This window comes from Frankiales bacterium, from assembly GCA_016125335.1.
Classification (GTDB): domain Bacteria; phylum Actinomycetota; class Actinomycetes; order S36-B12; family CAIYMF01; genus Longivirga.
Genome location: WGLY01000015.1, coordinates 178,534 through 199,716, shown reverse-complemented (window position 1 = coordinate 199,716; position 21,183 = coordinate 178,534). Strand labels below are relative to the sequence as shown.

At 74.1% G+C, this 21,183-nt stretch carries 21 protein-coding genes and 2 pseudogenes; 13 read left to right on the top strand and 10 right to left on the bottom strand.

The annotated features are described in order from the left end of the window. Positions 1-19: 19 nt before the first annotated feature. The 4 genes and pseudogenes from GC157_09065 (at position 20) to GC157_09050 (ending at position 3,615) form a co-directional block, all read left to right on the top strand. A complete protein-coding gene (locus tag GC157_09065) occupies positions 20-988 on the top strand; it encodes an ROK family glucokinase (protein MBI1377614.1) in 969 nt (322 codons plus the stop codon). Positions 989-1,195: 207 nt separating this feature from the next. Beyond that, positions 1,196-1,291: pseudogene (locus GC157_09060) on the top strand (pilus assembly protein). 76 nt (positions 1,292-1,367) lie between these two features. Then, entirely contained in the window at positions 1,368-1,592 is a 225-nt protein-coding gene (locus tag GC157_09055) for a hypothetical protein (GenBank protein ID MBI1377613.1), read from the top strand. Positions 1,593-1,836: 244 nt separating this feature from the next. Then, positions 1,837-3,615 carry a hypothetical protein gene (locus tag GC157_09050; protein MBI1377612.1) on the top strand — a complete coding sequence of 593 codons (1,779 nt, stop codon included), beginning with the start codon at positions 1,837-1,839 and terminating at the stop codon, positions 3,613-3,615. 21 nt (positions 3,616-3,636) lie between these two features. On the opposite strand, the gene GC157_09045 is transcribed toward GC157_09050, so the two are convergent. Together GC157_09045 and GC157_09040 are read right to left on the bottom strand one after the other, a co-directional pair. After that, positions 3,637-4,431, bottom strand: a complete 795-nt coding sequence (locus GC157_09045) for a hypothetical protein (GenBank protein ID MBI1377611.1) — start codon at positions 4,429-4,431, stop codon at positions 3,637-3,639. Positions 4,432-4,441: 10 nt separating this feature from the next. Further along, positions 4,442-5,203, bottom strand: coding sequence for an alpha/beta fold hydrolase (locus GC157_09040; protein MBI1377610.1), 762 nt, complete (start codon positions 5,201-5,203; stop codon positions 4,442-4,444). Between the two features lie 233 nt (positions 5,204-5,436). On the opposite strand from GC157_09040, the gene GC157_09035 reads away from it, so the two are divergent. Further along, the gene (locus GC157_09035; protein ID MBI1377609.1) at positions 5,437-6,186 is read left to right on the top strand and encodes a 1-acyl-sn-glycerol-3-phosphate acyltransferase; all 750 of its coding nucleotides are present in this window, start codon (positions 5,437-5,439) and stop codon (positions 6,184-6,186) included. A 57-nt stretch (positions 6,187-6,243) separates the two neighbouring features. On the opposite strand, the gene glpK is transcribed toward GC157_09035, so the two are convergent. After that, the gene (glpK, locus tag GC157_09030; protein MBI1377608.1) at positions 6,244-7,728 is read right to left on the bottom strand and encodes a glycerol kinase GlpK; all 1,485 of its coding nucleotides are present in this window, start codon (positions 7,726-7,728) and stop codon (positions 6,244-6,246) included. After that, positions 7,725-8,582 (bottom strand): DUF1028 domain-containing protein, encoded by an 858-nt coding sequence (locus GC157_09025; protein MBI1377607.1) that lies wholly within the window; start codon positions 8,580-8,582, stop codon positions 7,725-7,727. The genes glpK and GC157_09025 overlap by 4 nt, the downstream gene beginning before the upstream one ends. Positions 8,583-8,805: 223 nt before the next feature. On the opposite strand from GC157_09025, the gene GC157_09020 reads away from it, so the two are divergent. From GC157_09020 to GC157_09005, 4 genes are all read left to right on the top strand, one after another. Further along, positions 8,806-9,831 carry an ATP-dependent 6-phosphofructokinase gene (locus GC157_09020; protein ID MBI1377606.1) on the top strand — a complete coding sequence of 342 codons (1,026 nt, stop codon included), beginning with the start codon at positions 8,806-8,808 and terminating at the stop codon, positions 9,829-9,831. Positions 9,832-9,942: 111 nt separating this feature from the next. Next, positions 9,943-11,283, top strand: a complete 1,341-nt coding sequence (locus GC157_09015; protein ID MBI1377605.1) for a 3-deoxy-7-phosphoheptulonate synthase class II — start codon at positions 9,943-9,945, stop codon at positions 11,281-11,283. Between the two features lie 2 nt (positions 11,284-11,285). Beyond that, positions 11,286-12,167 carry a kinase gene (locus tag GC157_09010; protein ID MBI1377604.1) on the top strand — a complete coding sequence of 294 codons (882 nt, stop codon included), beginning with the start codon at positions 11,286-11,288 and terminating at the stop codon, positions 12,165-12,167. A 111-nt stretch (positions 12,168-12,278) separates the two neighbouring features. After that, the gene (locus GC157_09005; protein ID MBI1377603.1) at positions 12,279-14,342 is read left to right on the top strand and encodes an acyltransferase family protein; all 2,064 of its coding nucleotides are present in this window, start codon (positions 12,279-12,281) and stop codon (positions 14,340-14,342) included. Positions 14,343-14,387: 45 nt separating this feature from the next. Here the strand turns inward: GC157_09005 and GC157_09000 are convergent, their stop codons facing one another. After that, positions 14,388-14,765, bottom strand: a complete 378-nt coding sequence (locus GC157_09000) for a VOC family protein (GenBank protein MBI1377602.1) — start codon at positions 14,763-14,765, stop codon at positions 14,388-14,390. A 38-nt stretch (positions 14,766-14,803) separates the two neighbouring features. Between GC157_09000 and GC157_08995 the strand changes: the two genes are divergently transcribed. The 4 genes from GC157_08995 (at position 14,804) to GC157_08980 (ending at position 18,598) form a co-directional block, all read left to right on the top strand. Further along, positions 14,804-16,420, top strand: a complete 1,617-nt coding sequence (locus tag GC157_08995) for a helix-turn-helix domain-containing protein (GenBank protein ID MBI1377601.1) — start codon at positions 14,804-14,806, stop codon at positions 16,418-16,420. A gap of 46 nt (positions 16,421-16,466) precedes the next feature. Further along, positions 16,467-16,991 carry a methylated-DNA--[protein]-cysteine S-methyltransferase gene (locus tag GC157_08990; protein ID MBI1377600.1) on the top strand — a complete coding sequence of 175 codons (525 nt, stop codon included), beginning with the start codon at positions 16,467-16,469 and terminating at the stop codon, positions 16,989-16,991. A 191-nt stretch (positions 16,992-17,182) separates the two neighbouring features. Beyond that, positions 17,183-17,542 carry a hypothetical protein gene (locus GC157_08985; GenBank protein ID MBI1377599.1) on the top strand — a complete coding sequence of 120 codons (360 nt, stop codon included), beginning with the start codon at positions 17,183-17,185 and terminating at the stop codon, positions 17,540-17,542. A gap of 63 nt (positions 17,543-17,605) precedes the next feature. Then, positions 17,606-18,598: a low specificity L-threonine aldolase gene (locus GC157_08980; protein ID MBI1377598.1), complete on the top strand. Its 993-nt coding sequence runs from the start codon at positions 17,606-17,608 to the stop codon at positions 18,596-18,598. 162 nt (positions 18,599-18,760) lie between these two features. Here the strand turns inward: GC157_08980 and GC157_08975 are convergent. From GC157_08975 to GC157_08955, 5 genes and pseudogenes are all read right to left on the bottom strand, one after another. Beyond that, a pseudogene (locus tag GC157_08975) lies at positions 18,761-18,976 on the bottom strand (hypothetical protein). Positions 18,977-19,185: 209 nt separating this feature from the next. Next, on the bottom strand, positions 19,186-19,548 hold the full coding sequence (locus GC157_08970; protein MBI1377597.1) for a hypothetical protein: 363 nt from the start codon (positions 19,546-19,548) through the stop codon (positions 19,186-19,188). A gap of 110 nt (positions 19,549-19,658) precedes the next feature. After that, entirely contained in the window at positions 19,659-19,961 is a 303-nt protein-coding gene (locus GC157_08965) for a hypothetical protein (protein ID MBI1377596.1), read from the bottom strand. A gap of 50 nt (positions 19,962-20,011) precedes the next feature. After that, positions 20,012-20,368 carry a hypothetical protein gene (locus GC157_08960; protein MBI1377595.1) on the bottom strand — a complete coding sequence of 119 codons (357 nt, stop codon included), beginning with the start codon at positions 20,366-20,368 and terminating at the stop codon, positions 20,012-20,014. A gap of 260 nt (positions 20,369-20,628) precedes the next feature. Next, positions 20,629-20,964, bottom strand: a complete 336-nt coding sequence (locus GC157_08955) for a hypothetical protein (GenBank protein MBI1377594.1) — start codon at positions 20,962-20,964, stop codon at positions 20,629-20,631. Between the last annotated feature and the right edge of the window lie 219 nt (positions 20,965-21,183).

The window sequence follows — 21,183 nt, the reverse complement described above, 5'->3', positions numbered from 1 at the left end:
GATCCCGGAGGCAGGTGGCATGAGCGTCACGATCGGCGTGGACATCGGCGGGACCAAGATCGCCGGTGGTCTCGTCGACGTCGAGGGCACCGTCCTGGCCCGCGCCCGGCGCGACACCCCGGCCCGTTCGGCCGACGGCATCGTCGAGGCCATCGTCGCGGTGGTCGCCGACCTCACGGCCGCGGCCCGCGCCGCCTCGCTGCCCGAGGTGGAGGCCGTCGGCCTCGGCGCCGCGGGGCTGGTGGACGAGACCCGGTCGATCGTGCGCTTCGCGCCGAACGTGGACTGGAAGGAGGAGCCGCTCGGCCCCGCGGTGCGGCAGGGGTGCGGGCTGCCGGTCGTGGTCGAGAACGACGCCAACGCCGCCGCGTGGGGGGAGTTCCGCTTCGGCGCCGGCCGCGGAGCGCACACGCTGGTGGCCGTGACCGTCGGCACCGGCATCGGCGGCGGGATCATCCACCGCGACCAGCTCGTCCGCGGCTCCTACGGCATGGCCGCGGAGTTCGGCCACGTGGTGCGGGTGCCCGACGGGCGGCTGTGCGGCTGCGGCAAGCGCGGCTGCTGGGAGCAGTACGCCAGCGGCAACGCGCTCCTGCGCGAGGCGCGCGAGCTGGCGGCCGAGCGCCGCACCGAGGCGGGCATCCTGCTCGCGCTCGGCGACGGCACACCGGAGGGGGTCACCGGTCAGCACGTCACCGTCGCGGCGCGCGACGGCGACCCCGTCGCGCTCGAGGCCTTCGCCCGCATCGGCGCCCATCTCGGGTCCGGGCTCGCCGACGTCGCGGCCATCCTCGACCCGGAGCTGTTCGTCATCGGCGGGGGCGTCTCGGAGGCCGGCGAGCTGCTGCTCGACCCGGCCCGCGCGGCGTTCGAGACCGCGCTCGTGGCCCACGACCACCGGCCGGTGGCCCGCGTCGTGCCGGCCCAGCTCGGCAACGACGCCGGCCTGGTCGGCGCCGCCGACCTCGCCCGCGACCTCACGATCTGACCACCGCCCGCTCACCGAGGGTGAGCGGTTCGGCCGCCCGGGGGCCCGCGGACCCCGCAGATGGGCCGAACGGTCGACGGCAGCCCGTCCGCCGGGACGGACCGGCCGGACACGCACGGTGACACGATCGAGGACGTGGACGGACCTGGCCGTCCCACGCACCGGTAGGTACTCATGTCGTCCTTGCGCTGTCCTGCCCGCGGCCGGATGCGGCGCGTGCACGGGGACGGCGGCGCCGCCGCCGTCGAGTTCGCGCTCGTCTCGCTGCTGCTGTTCACGATCCTGCTCGGGATCATCGAGTTCGCCCTGCTGATGCGCGACAACGTCGCCGTCTCCTCGGCTGTGCGGGCCGGGGCGCGCATCGCCTCGGCGGAGGCCGGTGGCGGCCCCGCCGCGTGCCCGACCTCGCCCTCGCCGCCGCCGCCGTGCACCCCGGCGTCCGCGCCCAAGCTCGCGCAGGACGCCGCCGACGCCGTGCAGCGCGCCGGGTCCGCGATGCCCAAGGACCAGATCGACGAGATGTGGATCTACAAGGCGAACTCCTCCGGTCTGCCCGGCACGGCCACGAGCTTCTCGTCGGCCACCTGCGGCACGAACTGCGTGAAGTACGTGTGGATCGCGTCCAACGACCGGTTCCAGTACGCCAGCGGCACGTGGACCTCGACGACCATCAACGCCTGCATCGGCTCCTCCGACGCCGTCGGCGTCATCATCAAGGCGCACCACAACTTTCTGTTCGGGCTGTTCGGCACGTCGATGTCGCTGTCGGACCGCGCCGTCATGCAGTTCGAGCCGCTGCCCACGGACTCCTGCCAGGGGAGCAGGCCGATCGGCTCCGGCGGTCACCAGTGACGGGCGCCGGTCGCGGCGTGCTGCGCCGCGTGCGCGGGTCGCAGGCGGCCGACGCCGGGGCGGTCGCGATCATCGTCGCGCTCATGACGCCGGTGCTGCTCGGGTTCTGCGCGCTCGCCGTGGACATCGCCCGCTGGTACGTCGAGGCCGAGCGCGTGCAGAAGGTGGCCGACGCCGCGGCGCTGGCCGGCGTCGTGTACCTGCCGCAGGACTTCGCGAAGGGCAAGGCCACCGCGCTGAGCGTGGCAGCGAGCAACGGCTACGCGCCCTCCGCGACGGTGTCCGTCGACGTCAGGGTGGGCGCGCGGCCCTCGCAGCTCGAGGTGACCGTGGCCAGCACGGTCACCAACGCGTTCGGCCAGCTGCTCGGGTTCCCGACGACGACGATCGCCCGCACGGCGGTGTCGGACTACAACGGCCCCGCGCCGATGGGCAGCCCCTGCTGGGCCTTCGGCAACGAGCCGGACCCGCTCGGCCAGTCCCGGCCCTCGAACTGCCCGCAGAACCCCAACTTCTGGGCGACCATCCACGGCCCCGAGGTCGACAAGACGCAGGGGGACCAGTTCAGCACGCGCTACTGCGCGGGCGGCGAGAGCGGGTGCTCCGGCTCGACGAACACCGAGTTCGACCCCAACGGCTACATCTGGGCGATCCACGTGGCGGACGTCTCCCGGGTGTCGAGCGTGCAGGTGCAGCTGTTCGACGCGTCCTACGTCAAGACCGGCTTCTACTGCGACGACCGCAACCTCCCCGCGGCGAACGCGTACCGCCCCAACGGGACTGCGGAGAACCCCTACGTCAGCGACGCGCGCACCCGCTACGCACCCGGCACGCAGACCAGGCCCACCGCCTACTGCCCGGGGGACGGCGACTACGCGTCCAACCGCACGACGCCCACCACCACGACGTTCGTGCTGCGCTCGCCGGTGTCCACCCAGAACCCGTTGCAGGCACCGGTGATCGGCACCTGCGAGCGGCAGTTCTTCGGCTGGAACGACCCGGCGTCGCTCTCCACCGTGCTCGACAGCCGGCGGACGCCGGCCGCGACCTCCATCACCGACCGCAACCACTACCAGCCCCAGCTCGCGGAGACCTTCCACCGCTGGACGACGCTGTGCACCATCCCCGGGCCGCTCCAGCAGGGCGACTACTACCTCCAGGTGCGCACGGACGTGCCCTACGGCGCCCCGACCTCGGCGTGGTCGGCACCGGGCGACAACTCCTCCGAGCACGGGCAGGGCGCCAACCGGTTCTCGATCCGCGCGATCGTGTCCGGCGACCCCAACGCCGTGTCGATCGGCTCGCTCCAGCACATGCCGATCTTCGCCAACGACCCGAACAACTCCACCGCCACGTTCAACCTGATCCGGGTGCTGCCCGGCGCGGCGGGCAAGGTCATCAAGTTCACGTTCTTCGACGTCGGCGATGCCGCCGGCAACGGCACCGCGAGCGTGGCGGTGAAGGCCCCGCTCGAGGCGACGGGGTCGAACATCAACTCGGCCTCGGACACGATCAGCACCTGCAGCGGGGTGGACTGGAACAACTCCGCGCAGACGCTGTCCGGCTGCGTGCGGGGCGGCATCACCTCGAGCACGTGGAACGGGAAGTCCTACACCATCTACGTGCCCATCCCGAACGACTACACGTGCAACTACGGCTCGCTCTCGGGCTGCTGGTACCGGGTGCAGGTCGGCTTCCCGACCGGCACGCTTCTCACCGACGCCACCACGTGGAGCGCCTCGATCACGGGCGACCCGGTCCGGCTGGTGAAGTAGCCGCCGGCACCCCGGCCGCGGTCAGAGGACCGCGCCGTCGTCCCACCCGTCGTCGTGCGGGGCGCGGTCGTGCATGCGCGCCACGAGCGTGGCGAACCCGCCCACGAAGGCCACCAGCGCGGTGACGACGACCCAGCCCTCGAGGGGGATGCGCAGGATCGCCGCCAGCACGATGAGCGCCGGGCCGCCGAGCATCGCCGCCCAGGCCAGCCGGGTGACGCGGTCGACGTCGGGCAGCGGGGGAGGCGGGGGAGGCACGAAGTGCTCGTCGGGCTCCGGCGGCGCCGGGGCCGGGTCCTCGGCCGGTCCGGAGCGCAGCAGCCGGGCGGACAGCGGCGCGCGCGGCGCCGCCGGCGCGTCGTCGGCGTCCTCGCTGACCGGCCACGGGGGCACCGGGCCGCGCGGGGCGTCGTCGAAGCCGGCGACGATGCCGGCGAACAGCGTGTCGACGTCCTCGGGCGCGAGCTCGTCGCGGGACCGGCGCGAGCGCTCGGCCGCGTCGGCGTCGGCGGCGTCGGCGCGGCGGGCGGCGTCGGCGTGGAAGTCGGCGCGCAGCGCGGGGAGGGCCTCGGCCACGACCGCGCGGGCGAGCAGCACGTGCCCGAGGTCGACGTGCACGCGATCGGTGGGACGGCGCGGCGGCGGTGTCTCCCGGGCCATGCCCCGGTCGCCGGCCAGCGGCTCGGCCACGGCGGGGACGCCGGCGTCGCGCAGGATCTCCAGCACGTGGTCGGCGACGGGCGGGTCGACGTCGACCAGGGCGACGTAGCGGGCGGCCGGGGGCAGCCCGTTGTCGCGGCCGGTCGGCGGGGTCATGCCACCAGTGTCACGCCTGGGGCGGCGCGGGCGCGAGGCGGTGCACGAACTCCACGCTGCGCTCGAAGATCATCGGGGCGTCGTTGTCGAGGGTGGCCACGTGGTAGCTGTCCTCGAGCCACACCTCGGTGGTGTCCGCGCTGGAGACGTGGGCCAGGATCCACGCCGCGTTGCTCGGCTCCACCACGTGGTCGACCCGCGAGTGGAGCAGCAGCAGCGGCGCCCGCACGGCCGCGATGTCCTGGCGCACGAGCGCCCACAGCTGCTGGAGGGAGTGGGCCGGCTGGAGCGGCAGCTTGTCGTAGCCGTTCTCGGACACGCCGGGCTTCTTGATGTCGTCGGTGATCCCGGGGAACGCCTTCACCAGGTGGCGCACCACGGGCAGCAGGTGGCGGTCCCAGCGCTCCGTGTGGACCGCGGGGTTGACCAGCACGAGGCCGGCCACGTCATCAGGGCGGCTCTCGGCCAGCCGGAGGGCGAGGGTGCCGCCCATGGACAGGCCCATGACGAACGTGGTGTCGCAGCGACGCCGCAGCACGGTGAGCGCGCGGTCGGCCTCGGCGTACCAGTCCTCCCAGCGGGTGACCGTCATGTCCTGCCAGGTGGTGCCGTGCCCGGGCAGGCGGGGCAGCTCCACGGACAGGCCGGCCTCGGCCAGGTGCTCGGCCCAGGGCCGCATCGACGCGGGCTGACCGCTGAACCCGTGCAGGACCAGCGCGCCGACCGGCCCGCCCTCGTGCGAGAACGGCTCGGCGCCGGGGAGGAGTGGCACGTGCGGCTCCGGGGGGTCGGTCCGGCGGCGGTGCGGCGCGCCGGAGCGGGTCGGGCACCGGCCTCCCGGGTGGGGGGACGGCGGGGCCGGGCGCGGACCGCGCGGCCCCACGGGTGACCGTACCCGCCGCGTCGCGTTGCCCGCCGGGGTTGGCGCGGCTTACTGTCGGTGCCACCTGCGACGACGCACCGGCTGGCCGGTGCGCACGACACCCGGGAGGAGGCGGCGGGCCGGTGTTCTACTGGGTGTGCAAGTACATCCTGATCGGTCCGTGGCTCCGACTGCTGTTCCGGCCCCAGGTCGAGGGTCTCGAGCACCTGCCGGGCGAGGGTCCCGCGATCCTCGCGAGCAACCACCTGTCCTTCTCGGACTCGATCTTCCTGCCGCTGGTCTGCCGGCGGAAGATCACCTTCCTCGCGAAGAGCGACTACTTCACGACGCCCGGGATCAAGGGATGGCTGATGAAGCTGTTCTTCGCGGGCGTGGGTCAGGTGCCGGTCGACCGCTCGGGCGGCCGTGCCTCGGAGGCGGCGCTGCGCACCGGCCTGCGGGTGCTCGGCGAGGGGAACCTGCTCGGCATCTACCCCGAGGGCACGCGCTCCGGCGACGGCCGGCTCTACCGCGGCAAGACCGGCGTCGCGCGCATGGCGCTCGAGGCCGGTGTCCCGGTCATCCCGTGCGCGATGGTCAACACCCACCTCATCCAGCCGCCCGGCCGGCTGCGCCCGAAGATCATGCGGGTCAAGATCGCCATCGGGGCGCCGATCGACTTCTCGCGCTACGAGGGCATGGCCGGCGACCGTTTCGTGCTCCGGTCGATGACCGACGAGATCATGTACGAGCTCATGCTGCTGTCCGGGCAGGAGTACGTCGACATGTACGCCGCCAAGGCCAAGGCCATGTCGGCCGACGCCGCGCTCGTCCTCGAGGCCCCCGAGCCCGGGGAGCTCACCGGCGCCGCTCCCGCCGCTCCCGCCGCCTGACGACGCGCGCGGGCGCCGGACCGCCGACGTCGGGCCGCCTGCTCCCGGACGTGCCGGTCAGACCGTCGCCCAGGACTTCGACCGCTCCACCGCGACGCGCCACCGCCGCCGGGCGTGCTCGTCGGCCGCGCCGGGCTCGAAGCGCGCGTCGCGGCGCACCACGCCCGCGATGTCCTCGGGGGAGGCCCACACGCCGGTGCCCAGCCCGGCGAGCAGCGCCGCGCCGAGGCCGGTTGTCTCGAGGATCCCGGCGCGCACCACCGGCACCTGGAGGGTGTCGGCCTGCACCTGGCACAGGAACCCGTTGGCGGACGCGCCGCCGTCGACGGCGAGCTCGGGCATGGTGACCCCGCCCTCGTGGACCATCAGGTCGACGACGTCGCGCACCTCGAACGCGATCGCCTCGAGCGTGGCTCGGACGATGTGCGCGCGGGTGGTGCCGCGCGAGAGGCCGAGGATGGTGCCGCGCGCGTGCGGGTCCCAGTCCGGTGCGCCCAGGCCCGTGAGGGCCGGCACGAACACCACGCCGCCGGAGTCGGGCACCGAGCGAGCCAGCTCCTCGGTCTCGGCGGCGCTGCCGATGATCTGGAGCCCGTCGCGCAGCCACTGCACGGCGGCGCCGGTGACGAAGACGGCGCCCTCGAGGGCGTAGGTGAGCCGGCCGTCCGGGTGCTGCCAGGCCACCGTGGTGAGCAGGCCGTTGGCCGAGGGGACGGGGCGCTCGCCGGTGTTGACGAGCACGAACGACCCGGTGCCGTAGGTGCACTTGCTCGTGCCGGGGGAGAAGCAGGCCTGGCCGAACAGCGCCGCCTGCTGGTCGCCGGCGATGCCCGCGATCGGCAGGTCGAGCCCGAGGAACGACGCCGGGTCGGTGCGGGCCACGACGCCGTAGGACGCGACGACCTCCGGCAGCGCCTCGCGCGGGACGTGGAACAGGGCGCACAGCTCGTCGCTCCACTGACCCTCGTGGATGTCGTAGAGCAGGGTGCGCGAGGCGTTGGACGCGTCGGTCAGGTGGTGCAGGCCGCGGGTGAGCCGGGCCACGAGGTAGGAGTCCACCGTGCCCACGGCCACGCGGCCGCTCTCCACCTGCGCCCAGACGTGCGGCTCGTTGAGTCGCACCCAGGTGAGCTTGGTGGCGCTGAAGTACGGGTCGAGCCGCAGGCCCGTGAGCTCGGTGACGCGCGGCTCGTTGCCGTCCGCGCGCAGCTGCTCGCAGATGCCGGCGGTGCGGCGGTCCTGCCACACGATCGCCCGCCGCGGCGAGCCCAGGGTCTCGCGGTCCCACAGCACGACCGTCTCGCGCTGGTTGGTGATGCCGACGGCCGTCGGCGGCTCCCCGTCGGGGCCCAGGGCGTCGAGCGCCTGGCCCACCGCCGTGAGCGTGGCCTGCCAGATGTCGCCGGGCTCGTGCTCGACCCAGCCCTCGCGCGGGAAGTGCTGGGGGAACTCGGCGTACCCGCGCGCGAGCACGGCCGCCCCGGAGGACACCACGAGGGCGGTCACGCCCGTCGTGCCGGCGTCGATCGCGAGGATGCTCACGACGCCGCCCCCGCCTGCTGGCGCAGGTGCTCGAGCACGAGCGGGTCGATCCGCCCGGGCACCAGCCGCTCCTCGAGGTTCTCGATGCCGACCCATCCGGCGAGGGCCGTGGGGAGGTCCGGGTCGGTGTGGCCGAGGCCGGCCAGCAGCCGGCGCACCTCGTCGGCGACGTCGTCCACGAGCGGCAGGCAGTCGGCGGGGTCGGGCCGCTCGAAGAGCAGGTCGCGGATGCCGAGCAGCCGGACGAGCTCGGGGACCGGGTCCGGGTGGTCGTCCACGCGCAGGTCCACCAGCACGTCGCTGCCGCCGCCGTAGCCGCCCCCGGGGGTCACCACGAGCAGGGCCGCGCTCTGCCGGCCGCGGGAGTCGCCGCCGGCGCGGTCGCCCGCGAGCAGCGCGTCGAGCAGGCGGTGCCGGAAGGGGCGTGCCGGGTCGGCCTGGCGGAAGGCGGCCTCCACGGCGTCGACGACGTCCGGCCCGGTGAGGATGTTGCCCTGGATCGCGTACGCCGCGCCGCCGGCCGTGGCGCCGGCGACGCCGCCGGCCCAGCCGAAGCAGGCGGCGCCGGTGTAGGTGGCCGAGCCGCCGTGCGCGTCGACGATCCCGAGCTGACGGTGGTCGCGGTCCGGGTCGGCGCCCGTGAGCGCGGCGACCGCCGCGTCGGCGTCGTCGCCCGCGGCCAGGCGCGCGAGCCCCTGCGGCCGGTAGGCGAGGTTGGCCATGGCCTGCGTGGCGACCGCGCCGGCGCCGACCTCGGCGGCGGGCACCGCGGCGCCGACGGCGAGGAACTTGGAGGCGACGGCGACGCCGAGCTGGGAGCCGTCCTCGGAGCGGGCGACGAGGGAGAACGTCATGGCCCGCGACGCTAGCGCGCGGGGAGGCCCGGCGCAGGCCGCCGCGCGTCCGCGCCCGGGCGCCGCAGCCGTGCCCGCCGGCCGCCTCGGCAGCGCGACCGGCACCCGGGGCGGCGCCGGTCGCGGGTGGGGTTCGCAACGCCCCGGGTGAGTGCGGTTGGATGGGTCCCGGTCACGACAGCGCGGTCATGACCCCCATCCGTGACTACGCATGAGGAGAACCATGCGCGTCGGAGTGCTGACCGGTGGCGGCGACTGCCCCGGTCTCAACGCCGTCATCCGAGCCGTCGTCCGCAAGGGCGTCACGCAGTACGGCTTCGAGTTCGTCGGGTTCCGCGACGGCTGGAAGGGCCCCCTCGAGGGGCTCACCATGCCGCTGGGCATCGAGCAGGTGCGCGGCATCCTGCCCCGCGGGGGCACGATCCTGGGCTCCAGCCGGACCAACCCGATCAAGATCGACGGCGGCGTCGACCAGATCAAGGCCAACCTCGCGGCCCACGGCGTCGACGCCCTGGTCGCGATCGGCGGCGAGGACACCCTCGGCGTCGCCACGAAGCTCGACGAGCTCGGCGTCCCCGTGGTGGGCGTGCCCAAGACGATCGACAACGACCTCTCGGCCACCGACTACACGTTCGGCTTCGACACCGCGGTCAACATCGCGAGCGAGGCGATCGACCGCCTGCACACCACGGCGGAGTCGCACCACCGGATCCTCGTCGTCGAGGTGATGGGCCGCCACGCCGGCTGGATCGCGCTGCACGCGGGCCTGTCCGGCGGCGCCAACGGCATCCTGATCCCCGAGGTGCCCTTCGACCTCGACGAGGTCGCGGGCTGGGTCGAGTCGCGCTTCCGCTCGCACTACGCCCCGATCATCGTGGTGTCCGAGGGTGCCCTGCCGGCCGACGGCGGCATGATCACCAAGGACCAGTCGCTCGACGCCTTCGGCCACGTGCGCCTGTCCGGGATCGGCGACTGGCTGGCCTCCGGGCTCGAGTCCAAGACCGGCAAGGAGGCGCGGGCCTCGGTGCTCGGGCACATCCAGCGCGGCGGCACGCCGACGGCCTTCGACCGGGTCCTGGCCAGCCGCTTCGGCCTGCACGCGATCGACGCCGTCGCCTCCCAGGACTACGGCAAGATGGTCGCGCTCCAGGGCACCGAGATCGTGCGCGTGCCGTTCATCGCGGCCACCGGCGAGCTCAAGACCGTGCCGGTCTCGCGCTACGACGAGGTCCGCACCTTCTTCGGCTGATCCCGCTCGACCGGCCCCGGCCCCCTGTCGTTCGAGGCGGCGGGCGGGCCGGGCCGGCGTGCGCGCGCCCCGCGCGAGCGGCAGCCTCGTGGGCGTCCCTACACTCGCCTCGTGGTCGATCACATCTCCTGGCCGGACCTGCCCGCTGCCCAGCAGCCGGTGTGGCCCGACGAGCCGGCGCTCGAGCGCGCCGTGGCGTCGCTGCGGACGCTGCCGCCCCTGGTGTTCGCGGGGGAGTGCGACAACCTCACCGACCGCCTCGCGGCCGCCGCGCGCGGGCAGGCCTTCGTGCTCATGGGCGGCGACTGCGCGGAGACCTTCGACAGCGCGACCGCCGAGTCGATCCGGGCCAAGCTCAAGACCGTCCTGCAGATGGCGATCGTGCTCACCTACGGCGCGAGCCTGCCGGTGGTGAAGGTCGGCCGGATGGCGGGCCAGTACTTCAAGCCGCGCACCAACCCGTTCGAGACGCGCGACGGCGCCCGCATGACGTCGTACTTCGGCGACGGCGTCAACGCCCTGCCGTTCGAGGAGGCGGGCCGCGTGCCCGACCCCCAGCGGCTGGTGCGCGCCTACAACACTGCGAGCGCCACGCTCAACCTGGTGCGCGCGTTCACGCAGGGCGGCTACGCCGACCTGCGCCAGGTGCACGCGTGGAACCAGGACTTCGTGGCCGAGACCACCGCCGGCGACCGCTACGAGCAGGTCGCGGGCGAGATCGACCGCGCGCTCGCGTTCATGGCGGCCTGCGGCGCGGACCCGGAGGAGTTCAAGCGGGTCGAGTTCTTCGCCGGCCACGAGGCCCTCGTGCTCGACTACGAGAAGGCGCTCACCCGCATCGACTCGCGCACCGGCCGCCTCTACGACGTGTCCGGCCACTTCGTGTGGATCGGCGAGCGCACCCGGCAGATCGACGGCGCCCACGTCGACTTCGCCGCGCGCATCTCCAACCCGATCGGCGTCAAGCTCGGCCCCACGACCTCGCCCGAGCAGGCCGTCGACCTGTGCGACCGGCTCGACCCGGACCGGGTGCCGGGCCGGCTCACCCTCATCACGCGCATGGGCGCCGCGGCCGTGCGCGACGTGCTGCCCGGCATCGTCGAGAAGGTCACCGCCAGCGGGCACCCGGTGGTGTGGGTGTGCGACCCGATGCACGGCAACACCCGCGAGGCGTCGTCGGGCCACAAGACCCGCTCGTACTCCGACGTCGCCGACGAGGTGCTCGGGTTCTTCCAGGTGCACAAGGCGCTCGGGACCGTCCCCGGCGGCATCCATGTCGAGCTCACCGGCGACGACGTCACCGAGTGCGTGGGCGGCACCGAGGGGGTCACCGAGGACCAGCTCGGCGACCGCTACGAGACCGCGTGCGACCCGCGGCTCAACCGGGTGCAGTCCCTCGAGCTCGCCTTCGACGTCGCCGACTGGCTGCTCGACCGGCCGCGTCGACCCTGACCGTGCCGCCTGGGGCCCGGCCCACCCCGCGGCTGCTCGAGTCCGCCGCCCTCGACGCGTCCGTCCGGCGCTGGCTCGACGTCATGCCCGAGCGCGTGGCCGACGTCGCCGCACGGTGGCGGCTCGAGCTCGGCGACCCGTTCCTCCCCGGTGGTCACACGGCGTGGGTGGCGCCTGCTCGCACCCGCGACGGCGACGAGGTGGTGCTCAAGGTCGGCATGCGCCACCGCGAGGCCGACGACGAGGCGACGGCGCTGCGGCTGTGGGACGGCTCGGGAGCCGTGCGGCTGCACCGTGAGGAGCTCGACGACGACACCCTCTACCTGCTCCTCGAGCGCTGCGTGCCGGGCGCACCGCTCTCGGACCGCTCCGAGCCCGAGCAGGACGAGGTGATCGCGTCGGTGCTCCGCCGCACCTGGGCGGCCGCCGTCGCGCCGACGACCTTCCGGCCGCTCGCCGAGCTGTGCGCGATCTGGGCCGACGAGACGGAGGAGCGCCTTCGAAGTCGCGAGGACGTGGTCGACGCCGGGCTCGCTCGCGAGGCGATCGCGGTGCTGCGGCAGAGGCCCACGGCGCAGGTCGTCGACGGCGACGTCGTGCTGTGCACGGACCTGCACGCCGGCAACGTGCTCTCGGCCCACCGTGAGCCGTGGCTGGTGGTCGACCCGAAGCCCTACGCGGGGGAGGCGGCGTACGACCTCGTGCAGCACCTGTTCAACTGCCGCGCACGACTGACCGCCGACCCGGCGGGCCTCACCGGCCGGCTCGCGGCGCTCGCGGACGTGGACGCCGCCGCGGTGCGCACGTGGGTCTTCGCACGCGGCGTGACCGAGCTCTTCTGGTGGCCGGATCTGCTCCCGGTGGTCCGGGCCCTGGCGCCCTGACCTGCGGGGCGGGGTCCGCTCCACCCCGCGCCGGGCCCGGGTGCGGGACGACGCGCCGCCGCGGCCTGCGGGGCGACGGGGGCGGCGCAACGGCTCACGTAGACTGCGCGGGTGCTGGGACGTGCTCGCTCCGCCGCGTCGTCGGCGTCCGAGGACACTGCCCCCATCCCGGTCGTCAGCGCGCCCGTGCCGGCCCCCGACGCCCCGCACAGCGCCCGCCGCACCGACATCGAGCTGCTCCGTGTGTTCGCCGTCATCGGCGTGATGCTCTTCCACTTCGACCCCGGCTTCACCCTCGCGCCGAACGGCTACCTCGGCGTCGACGTGTTCTTCACGATCTCCGGGTTCGTCATCACCCAGCAGATGCTCGGCGCGCACTCGCGCGGCAGCCTCACCTACGCGTGGTTCCTGGCGCGCCGCGTGCGCCGTCTGCTGCCCAGCGCCGTGCTGGTGATCGCGGTGACCGGCGTCGCCATGCTGGTGCTGGCCGACCGCGCCTACCTCAAGGACCAGGCGCCGGCCGGGGTGGCCGCGCTGCTCTACGTGAGCAACTTCTACTTCGCGGCCCAGGCCGTCGACTACTTCGGCGGCGCGGTCGACGGGTCGCCGTTCCTGCACTTCTGGTCGCTCGCGGTCGAGGAGCAGTTCTACGTCGTCTGGCCGTTCGTGGTGATCGGCGTCGGCGCGCTGCTGCGCCGGCGTCGCCCGCAGTTCCTGCCGGTGCTCGCGGTGGTCGCCGCGGTCGGGCTCGTGGTGAGCCTCGTGGGGGCCGGCTTCGCCGTGCAGGAGGATCCGGCACGGGCGTTCTTCATGCCGTGGTGGCGCGCCTACCAGCTGCTGCTCGGCGCCCTCGTCGCGATGTGGATCGCGCGCGGCGGCCGCGTGCCCCGGTGGCGGCCGGCGGGCATCGACGTCGTGGCGCTGGCCCGGCTCGCGGTGCTGGCCGTGCTCGTGGTGATGTACGCCGTCCCCTCGTTCTACGTCGTGAGCCCGAGCCCGTGGAGCCTCGCCATCGCGGTGCCCGTGGCGCTGGTGCTCGCCACCCCGGGTGACCCGGCGCGTGACCCGCTCTCGCGATGGGGCGGCTGGCGCCCGCTGGCCTGGGTGGCCACGACCTCCTACGTGCTCTACCTGTGGCACTGGCCGGTGTGGGTGCTGCTGCGCGTGGTGACCACCGTGCCCGGCTGGGTGCTCGTGGTGGCGGCGTTCCTCGCCAGCGGCGTGCTCGCGTGGGCGACCCACCGGTGGGTGGAGGTGCCGCTGCGCGACGGCGCCCGCATCCGCCACTGGCCCAACTGGCGCACCATCGCCGTGGGCGTCACGGCGTCGGCGGTCACCGCCGTCGCGCTCGGCGGCGTCGCGCGTGCCCTGCCGCTGCCCCGGTGGCAGGAGCTGCTCAAGCCGCCGCTCACCTCGGTCAAGCAGGACGGCAGCCCGGACGCCTCGGTGTGCTTCGTGGGTCTCGACGTCACCGACGTCACCACGTGCGAGCGCGGCCCCGCCGGCGCGAGCAAGACGGTGATGCTCGTGGGCGACAGCCACGCGATCCAGTGGCAGGGCGGGTTCGTGGCCGCGGCGCAGAAGGACGGCTTCCGGCTCATCACGGCGACCAAGCAGTCTTGCCCGGTGTGGGACCTGCCGGTGGCGAGCACGAAGCTCCAGCGCACGTACACCGAGTGCGCCACGTGGCGGCAGAACCTGTTCGCGCTCATCGCGCAGACCAAGCCGGACGTCCTGGTGCTGGCGTCCACCACCGCGTGGACCAACGCGGTGGACGCCAACGGCCAGCCCTACCCCGACCCGAGCCAGGCGATCTCGGCGGCGGTCACGAAGACCCTCGGCGAGGTCATGCCGGACGCGCGCACCACGGTGGTGCTCGGCGACAACCCGGTGCTGCCCGGACCGCCGGGCTCGTGCCTCGGCCGGGCCGCGAAGCCGTCGGACTGCGACTTCACCGGCGACCCGCACGGGCGCGGTCTCGACGTCGTCCGCACGGCGGCAGCGGCGGCGGGGGCGACGAACGTCGACACGTTCCCGCACCTGTGCCCGGACCCGAGCGCGTGCTCGCTGGTCGACGGGCGGATCGTGATCTACCGCGACACCGACCACGTCACGAACACCTACGCCGGCTCGCAGGGCCCGTGGTTCTCGGAGTGGCTCAAGCCGATGCTCTGACGAGCGTCTCGTCCTGCGCATGCCGGAGCCGCGGGGCGTGCCGGGTCACAGGGCCGCGGGCGGCACCTGGGTGGTGAGGCAGAAGGGGTGGCCGGCCGGGTCGAGCAGGATCCGCCGCAGCCCCGGCGCGGGCTGGTGCGCCGCCACGGTCGCGCCGAGCCGGACCGCCTCCGCCACCGCGGGCTCGAGGTCGTCGACGGCGAGGTCGAGGTGGACCTGCTTGGGCACGTCAGCCGCGGGCCACGTGGGCGGCACGTAGCCCTCGACGCGCATGGCCGCGATCGCCACCCACTCCGTGCGCACGACCACGGCGGCGTCGCCCGCGTGCACCACGCGACCCCCGAGCACGTCGGCCCAGAACTGCGCGAGCGGGCCGGGCTCGGCGCAGTCGAGCGTGACCACCCCGCGCGACGCGACCACCATGCGCCCGATCGTAGGAGCGATCGGGCCCAGGTCGGCCCATGGGCGCGATCCGGCGAGGCGGGTCGCGACGTCCGATTATCGCCAGTCCTCGGTCGGTGGCCTGGGGCAGACTCTGCCCCGTGAGCACCGCGACCGCCCTGCCGCCGGCCTACTCTGGGCCGGCCGGGCTCGACGTCGACGCCGCCTACCAGGCCCTGGTGTCGCGCGACCGGCGCTTCGACGGACGGCTGTGGTTCGGGGTGACGAGCACCGGTGTCTACTGCCGCCCGGTGTGCCCGGCGCAGACGCGGAAGCGCAGCAACGTGCGCTACTTCGCGGCGCCCGCGGCCGCCGTGAGCGCCGGCTTCCGCGCCTGCAAGAGGTGCCGGCCGGACTCGGCGCCGGGCTCGCGCCACTGGGACCACCGCGGCGACCTCGCCTCGCGGGCGCTGCGGCTCATCGCGGACGGCGCGGTCGACGAGGGCGGCGTCACCGGGCTCGCGGCGACGCTGCACGTCTCCGAGCGCCACCTGCACCGCACGCTCGTGGCCGAGGTCGGGGCCGGACCGCTGCAGCTCGCGGTGAGCCGCCGCGCCCAGACGGCGCGGCTGCTGGTCGAGCAGACCGAGCTGCCGCTCTCGGAGGTCGCGTTCGCCGCCGGCTTCGCCAGCATCCGGCAGTTCAACGACGTCATGCGCCGCGAGTTCGGGGCGCCGCCGTCGCAGCTGCGCCGTCGTCCGGTCGCGCCGATCCCGGCGTCGGACCCGGCGCTGGTGCTGCGGCTGCGGCTGCGACCGCCCTACGACGCGCAGGCCGTGGGGGCCCATCTGGCGGCGCGGGCCGTCGTCGGCCTCGAGCAGCACACGGCCGACGGCGACGCATGGACGCACCGCAGGGTGGTGGGCACCCGGCGCGGCCCGGCCGTGACCGAGGTGCGGGTGGCCGGCGACCACGTCGTCGTCCGGAGCGGCACCGACCTGCGGGCCACGGCGTCCCTCGTGCGGCGGGTGCGCCGCTGGCTCGACCTCGACGCGGACCCGGACGCCATCGGCGAGGTCCTGCGCGCCGACGCCGACCTGCGCCCGCTGGTGACGGCGCGGCCCGGGCTGCGCGTGCCCACCACGGTGGACCCGTGGGAGACCCTCGTGCGGACCGTGGTGGGCCAGCAGGTGTCGGTGGCCGGGGCGCGCACGCTGCTGGGCCGGCTGGTGGCCGCGTTCGGCACGCCGGTGGCCGACGGGCTCGCGGCCTTCCCGGGGCCCGGCGTCCTCGCGGCGTCGGCGCCGGAGGCGATCTCCGCCCTGGGCATGCCGCGCACGCGCGGGCGCACCCTGCACCTCGCGGCGCGCGCGGTCGCGCGCGGGGAGGTCGACCTGACAGGCGGCGACCCCGATGAGGTCGCCGCCACCCTGCTGCGGATCCCGGGCATCGGGCCGTGGACGGCGGACTACCTGCGGCTGCGCGGCCTCGGCGACCCGGACGCGTTCCCCGCCGGCGACCTCGGGCTGCGCCAGTCGGCCGAGCGGCTCGGCCTCCCGTCCGACGCCGCGGCGCTCGCGGTGCGCGCCGCCGCCTGGAGCCCCTGGCGCTCCTACGCAGCGCAGCACCTCTGGACCGCGATCACCCAGCACGGCCGCGATGTCACTGGTGAAACGGTCGCTTCCCGGGCCGAGTAGCAACCGTTTCACCAGTGACATCGGGTCCGAACGAGAAGGAGAGACCATGAGCAGCGAGCCGTACGAGACCGCGGAGGCCGCCGTCCCCGGCGGCCGGGTCGTCGTCGTGGTCGACCCGGACGACGGGGCCGTCGTGGCGTCCGGCTTCGGCGGGCTCGACCTGGTGTTCGGCTTCCTCACCGAGCAGGAGCAGGCTCGTGGCCACCGCGAGGCGCCGGACTCCCCGCGGGTGGCGCCCGTCGTCGCCGCGCTCGCGGCCTACGCCGCCGGCGACCTCGACGCCCTCGACCGGGTCGAGGTGCGGCAGCCCGGCGGCGCGTTCATGCAGCGCGCCTGGACCGAGCTGCGCGGCGTGCGGGCAGGCCGCACCGACAGCTACGCCGGCCTCGCCGCCCGGGCCGGGAGCCCCACCGCGGTGCGGGCCGCCGGCCAGGCGTGCGCGACCAACCACGTCGCGCCGTTCGTGCCCTGCCACCGGATCCTGCGCAGCGACGGCTCGCTCGGGGGCTATGCCTACGGCCTGCCCGTCAAGGAGGCCCTGCTCGTGCACGAAGGCGCCCTGCTCTCCTGACGCCCGCCTCGCGGGTGCCGGACCGCTCACCCGAGACCGGGCCACGGGTGCCGCGCGGCTGCTGACGGGGTCGATCGGCGCCGGGCAGCACGACCCATCGGCGGCGCAGCGGCGAAACCCGTTGGGCGTGCTGGTGATCGGCGCCTAGCCTCGACGCCGTGACCACCACGCAGACCTCGATCGAGCGCACGCTGCGCGCGGCGCTCAACCCGGCGATGCGGGCCCGCGACAGCGTCGCGGTCTCGGCGCTGCGCACCGCGCTCGCGGCGATCGCCAACGCCGAGGCGGTCGACGTCACCGCGCACTCCATGGGGGAGGGCGGGTCCCGGCACGTCGCCGGTGCCGTCGTCGGGGTCGGCGCCGCCGAGGTCGCCCGCCGGCAGCTGCACGAGCGCGACGTGCGCGCGATCGTGCAGCTCGAGGTCGACAGCCGGCGGTCCGACGCCGACGAGCTCGAGCGCCACGGCGCGACCGACCGGGCCCGGTCGCTGCGCGAGGAGGCCGAGGTGCTGGCCGCGGTGCTGCGGCACGTGCCGGAGGGGGAGTCCTAGGCTGCGCGTGTGAGCCTCATCGTCGACCTGCGCAGCGACACCGTCACCCGACCGACGCCCGAGATGCGGGCCGCCATGGCGGCCGCGGACGTCGGTGACGACGTCTACGGCGAGGACCCCACGGTCAACGCCCTCGAGGCGCGGGTGGCCGGGCTGCTCGGCCACGAGGCCGGGCTGTTCACGCCGTCCGGGTCGATGGCCAACCAGCTCGGGCTGCGCCTGCACGCCGGGCCGGGCAGCGAGGTGGTGACGGACGCGCAGGCCCACGTGGTGCGCGCCGAGCTCGGCGCGGCCGCGGCCTTCAGCGGCATCACCACGCGCACGTGGGACGCGCCGCGCGGGCTGCTCGACCCCGCGGTGGTGCGCGGCTTCATCCGCCCGGCCGCCGGCCCCTACCTGGTGTCGACGACGGCGATCGCGGTGGAGAACACGCACAACTTCGGCGGCGGCACGGTGCAGCCGCTCGACCGCTTGCAGGAGGTGCGTGCGCTCGCCGACGAGCACGGCCTCGCGGTGCACCTCGACGGTGCCCGGCTGTGGAACGCGCACGTGGCCTCGGGCGTGCCGCTGCACGCCTACGGCGCGATCGCCGACACGGTGTCCGTGTGCCTGTCCAAGGGGCTCGGGGCGCCGGTGGGCTCGGTGCTCGTCGGCCGCGCCGACCGCATCGGCGAGGCGCTGGTGTGGCGCAAGCGCTACGGCGGCGGCATGCGGCAGGCCGGCATCCTGGCCGCGGCCGGCGCGTTCGCGCTCGACCACCACGTCGAGCGCCTCGCCGACGACCACGCCCGCGCCCAGCGGCTCGCGTTCACGATCGCGGAGGCCGTCGACGACGTCGTGGAGCCGGAGCACGTCGAGACCAACATCGTCGTGCTCGACCTCGCACCCAGCGGCTGGACGGCGGCCGCGCTCGCAGCCGCGGCGGCCGAGGACGGCGTGCGCATCTCGGCGCTGGGGCCCACGTTCGCCCGTCTCGTCACGCACCTCGACGTCGACGACGAGGGCGTCGACCACGCCGGCACCGTGCTCGCCCGCTTGCTGCGCTCGCCACGCTGAGCGCCACGTTGGCGGCGCAGTGATGCCCTAGTCGGTGTGGGCGATCACGCGGTCGAGCAGCGACGCGGCGAGCTCGCTGCCCTCGTCGGCCAGCCGCTGCAGCGTGACGGCGTCGCCCTCCGCGGCCGCGATCGTCGCACGCTCGTCGGCGGCCGTCGCCACCCCGCTGTCGATCAGCCGCTCCAGGAGCTCGAGGTCCCGCGAGGCGGCAGCGAGCCGGGCGAGGATGTCTCCCGCCTGCTCGTTCCCCATGTCCACGAGGTACATCAGCGTCTCGATGTCGCCGTCGTCCCCGGCGAGCCGGGCGAGGCGGTCCGCTGCCGCCTCGTTGCCCTCGTCCACCAGCCTGCGCAGGGCTGCTCGGTCGCTCCCGGTCACGGCCCGAGAGTACGTCCGCGGATCGTGCGATGGCAGTCCGGCGCGTCCCGCGCCCTGGTCGTCGCCCGAGTGCGTCGCGGTGCTGACGTCGCCCAGCAAGGGCTCGGAGGCTGGGCCCCTGCTCTGCGAGCCACGGATCCGCGCGGGAAGGGCGTGATCTCAGGCGGTCCGCGCGCGACTCATCGGTCGCACCCTGCTGACGCGACGGGTCAGCTGGTCTCGTCGATCGTCCGGGGGACCTGGAAGCGCCGGACCTCTTGTGGCCACCCACAGGCCACTGCGATCTTCCCCGCCCACAGCCGAGCCGCGTGCTCATCGGCCACATCCACCACCGAGAAGCCGCCGATGTGCTCCTTGGTCTCGATGTACGGGCCGTCCGTGAACAGCGGCGTCCCGTCCGACGGGTCGACGCTGAACACCGGGCCGTCGTCCAGTCCTCCGGTGAAGATCAGGACCCCGGCAGCCCTCATCTCGGCCAGCAGCGGCCGCAGCGCCTTGACCCGCTCGATCACCTCCGCCTCCGTGAGGTCTGGCACCCATCCGTCGTAGAAGGCGATCAGGTACTCGGGCATGTCTCCTCCTCCGGCGAGCCGCTGTGGCCACCCTTCACCAAGTACACGAACGGCAGCAGCCCGTTTCGACACCTACCGCCGACTTTCGCCCGACGAGACCCTGGTCGCTCTCACCGATGCTGCATCTGCCAGGCGAGGTCGATGGCCATGCGAACGGCACGAGGCTGAGCTCGATCGAGATAGGCCTCCACCTTGTGATGCGTCTCCATGCGCGGCGGTACGCCGAAGCCGTCCGGGTCGGCGTCCATCAACGACTGTCGCTCGCTCAGCGGAACCCGGATCACCAGGGTGTTCGGGTCCTGGAGACGAGCGACGAGCCGGTCCCTGACGTACCAGGCCGGACGAAGCGCGGTCCCCTTGCGCCTCACCCCTGGCAGCGACTCCGCGTAGCGAGCGACCTCATCCGGGGTCATGCGCGAAGCGTAGGCCCGCGCATCCGGGCACAACCGAGTCGGAACGGCACCTAGGCTGCAGGTCCCACGATCTCCAGCACGTCTGAGGTGGCGACCCATCGAGGGCCTTCGAAGGCCCGGATGCTCTGGCCGACCACGAGGTTCGCCCAGAACTCTCTCGCCAGCGGGTGCAGGCGCACGATGGCCTGTCCGCCGGGAGAGACGCTGTCCTGGTCCTCGATCACGAGTGGCGCATCGTTGACCGTCGGCTTGCCCTCCCACAGGTTCCCGATGTCCCACGAGGCTCGGTAGCCGCTCAGAATCGGAGTTTGCCGCCCACTGTCACCAGTGGCCGGAAGCAGGGTGAGTCGGGCGCGGACGAAGCCGTGGTCTCGCTCATGTTCGAGCCACCGGTCGAGGTCCCCCATGCCAGCGATACTGCCGGGCCGATGTCGCTAAGGCGAGCGCTGTCGGCACCTATCCGCCGTGTTCTGTGCGGCGATGAGCGGCAACCCAGTTGTCTGCGGACAAGGCCGACACGCTCGGCGGGCTATCGATCAAGCATTCCGGGCAGCGGGAGAAGAACCTGTCGCTGGTGCTCCATCGATGCAGGTCGCCGTCCACCGAGATTGGGGCGTGATGCGCCTGGTCTGGCGCATCACGCCCCGATCTCACTGAATAGGCGGCGTCAGCCGCCGCTGCCGTTGCAGGCCACGCCGGGCGACGGCACGAGCGCCTTCAGGCCAGCTCGCACGTAGATGCCGTAGCTCTGCACTCCGTGGTAGCGGTCGACACCGCCCGGGCTCTGGTTCCCCCGCACGGCCAACGCGTCGTCGTCGAAGCCCGGAGGGTTTCCCTCGAGCGAGTCCGCCCTGTCCAGACCGGAGTACGCGCACTCTGATGCGGCGTGGTCTGTCGCCGCGGGGTAGCCACCGTTGCCGGTGTACTCACCCGCATTCGCGACGCCAGTTCCTGAGAGCACCAGCCCCGCCGTAACGGCGCAGGTTGCGATGATTCGCTTCATATCGACTCCTCACTGCCCGACGCCCGAGTTGACCGATGACCTCGGAAAGTTACCAAGGGCAGCCTCACTTCGAAGCGAAACAGTGGAAAGCAGTGCTCGCCTACCGCGCAGGGGCGAGCGCGAATAGCCGGTTATCGAGCGACCCGCCGGCACCTGACCCGAAGCCTCGCGCAGGCTCCTGGCTGCCGAGAAGTCTCAAGCAGCCGGCTATCGCGCGGC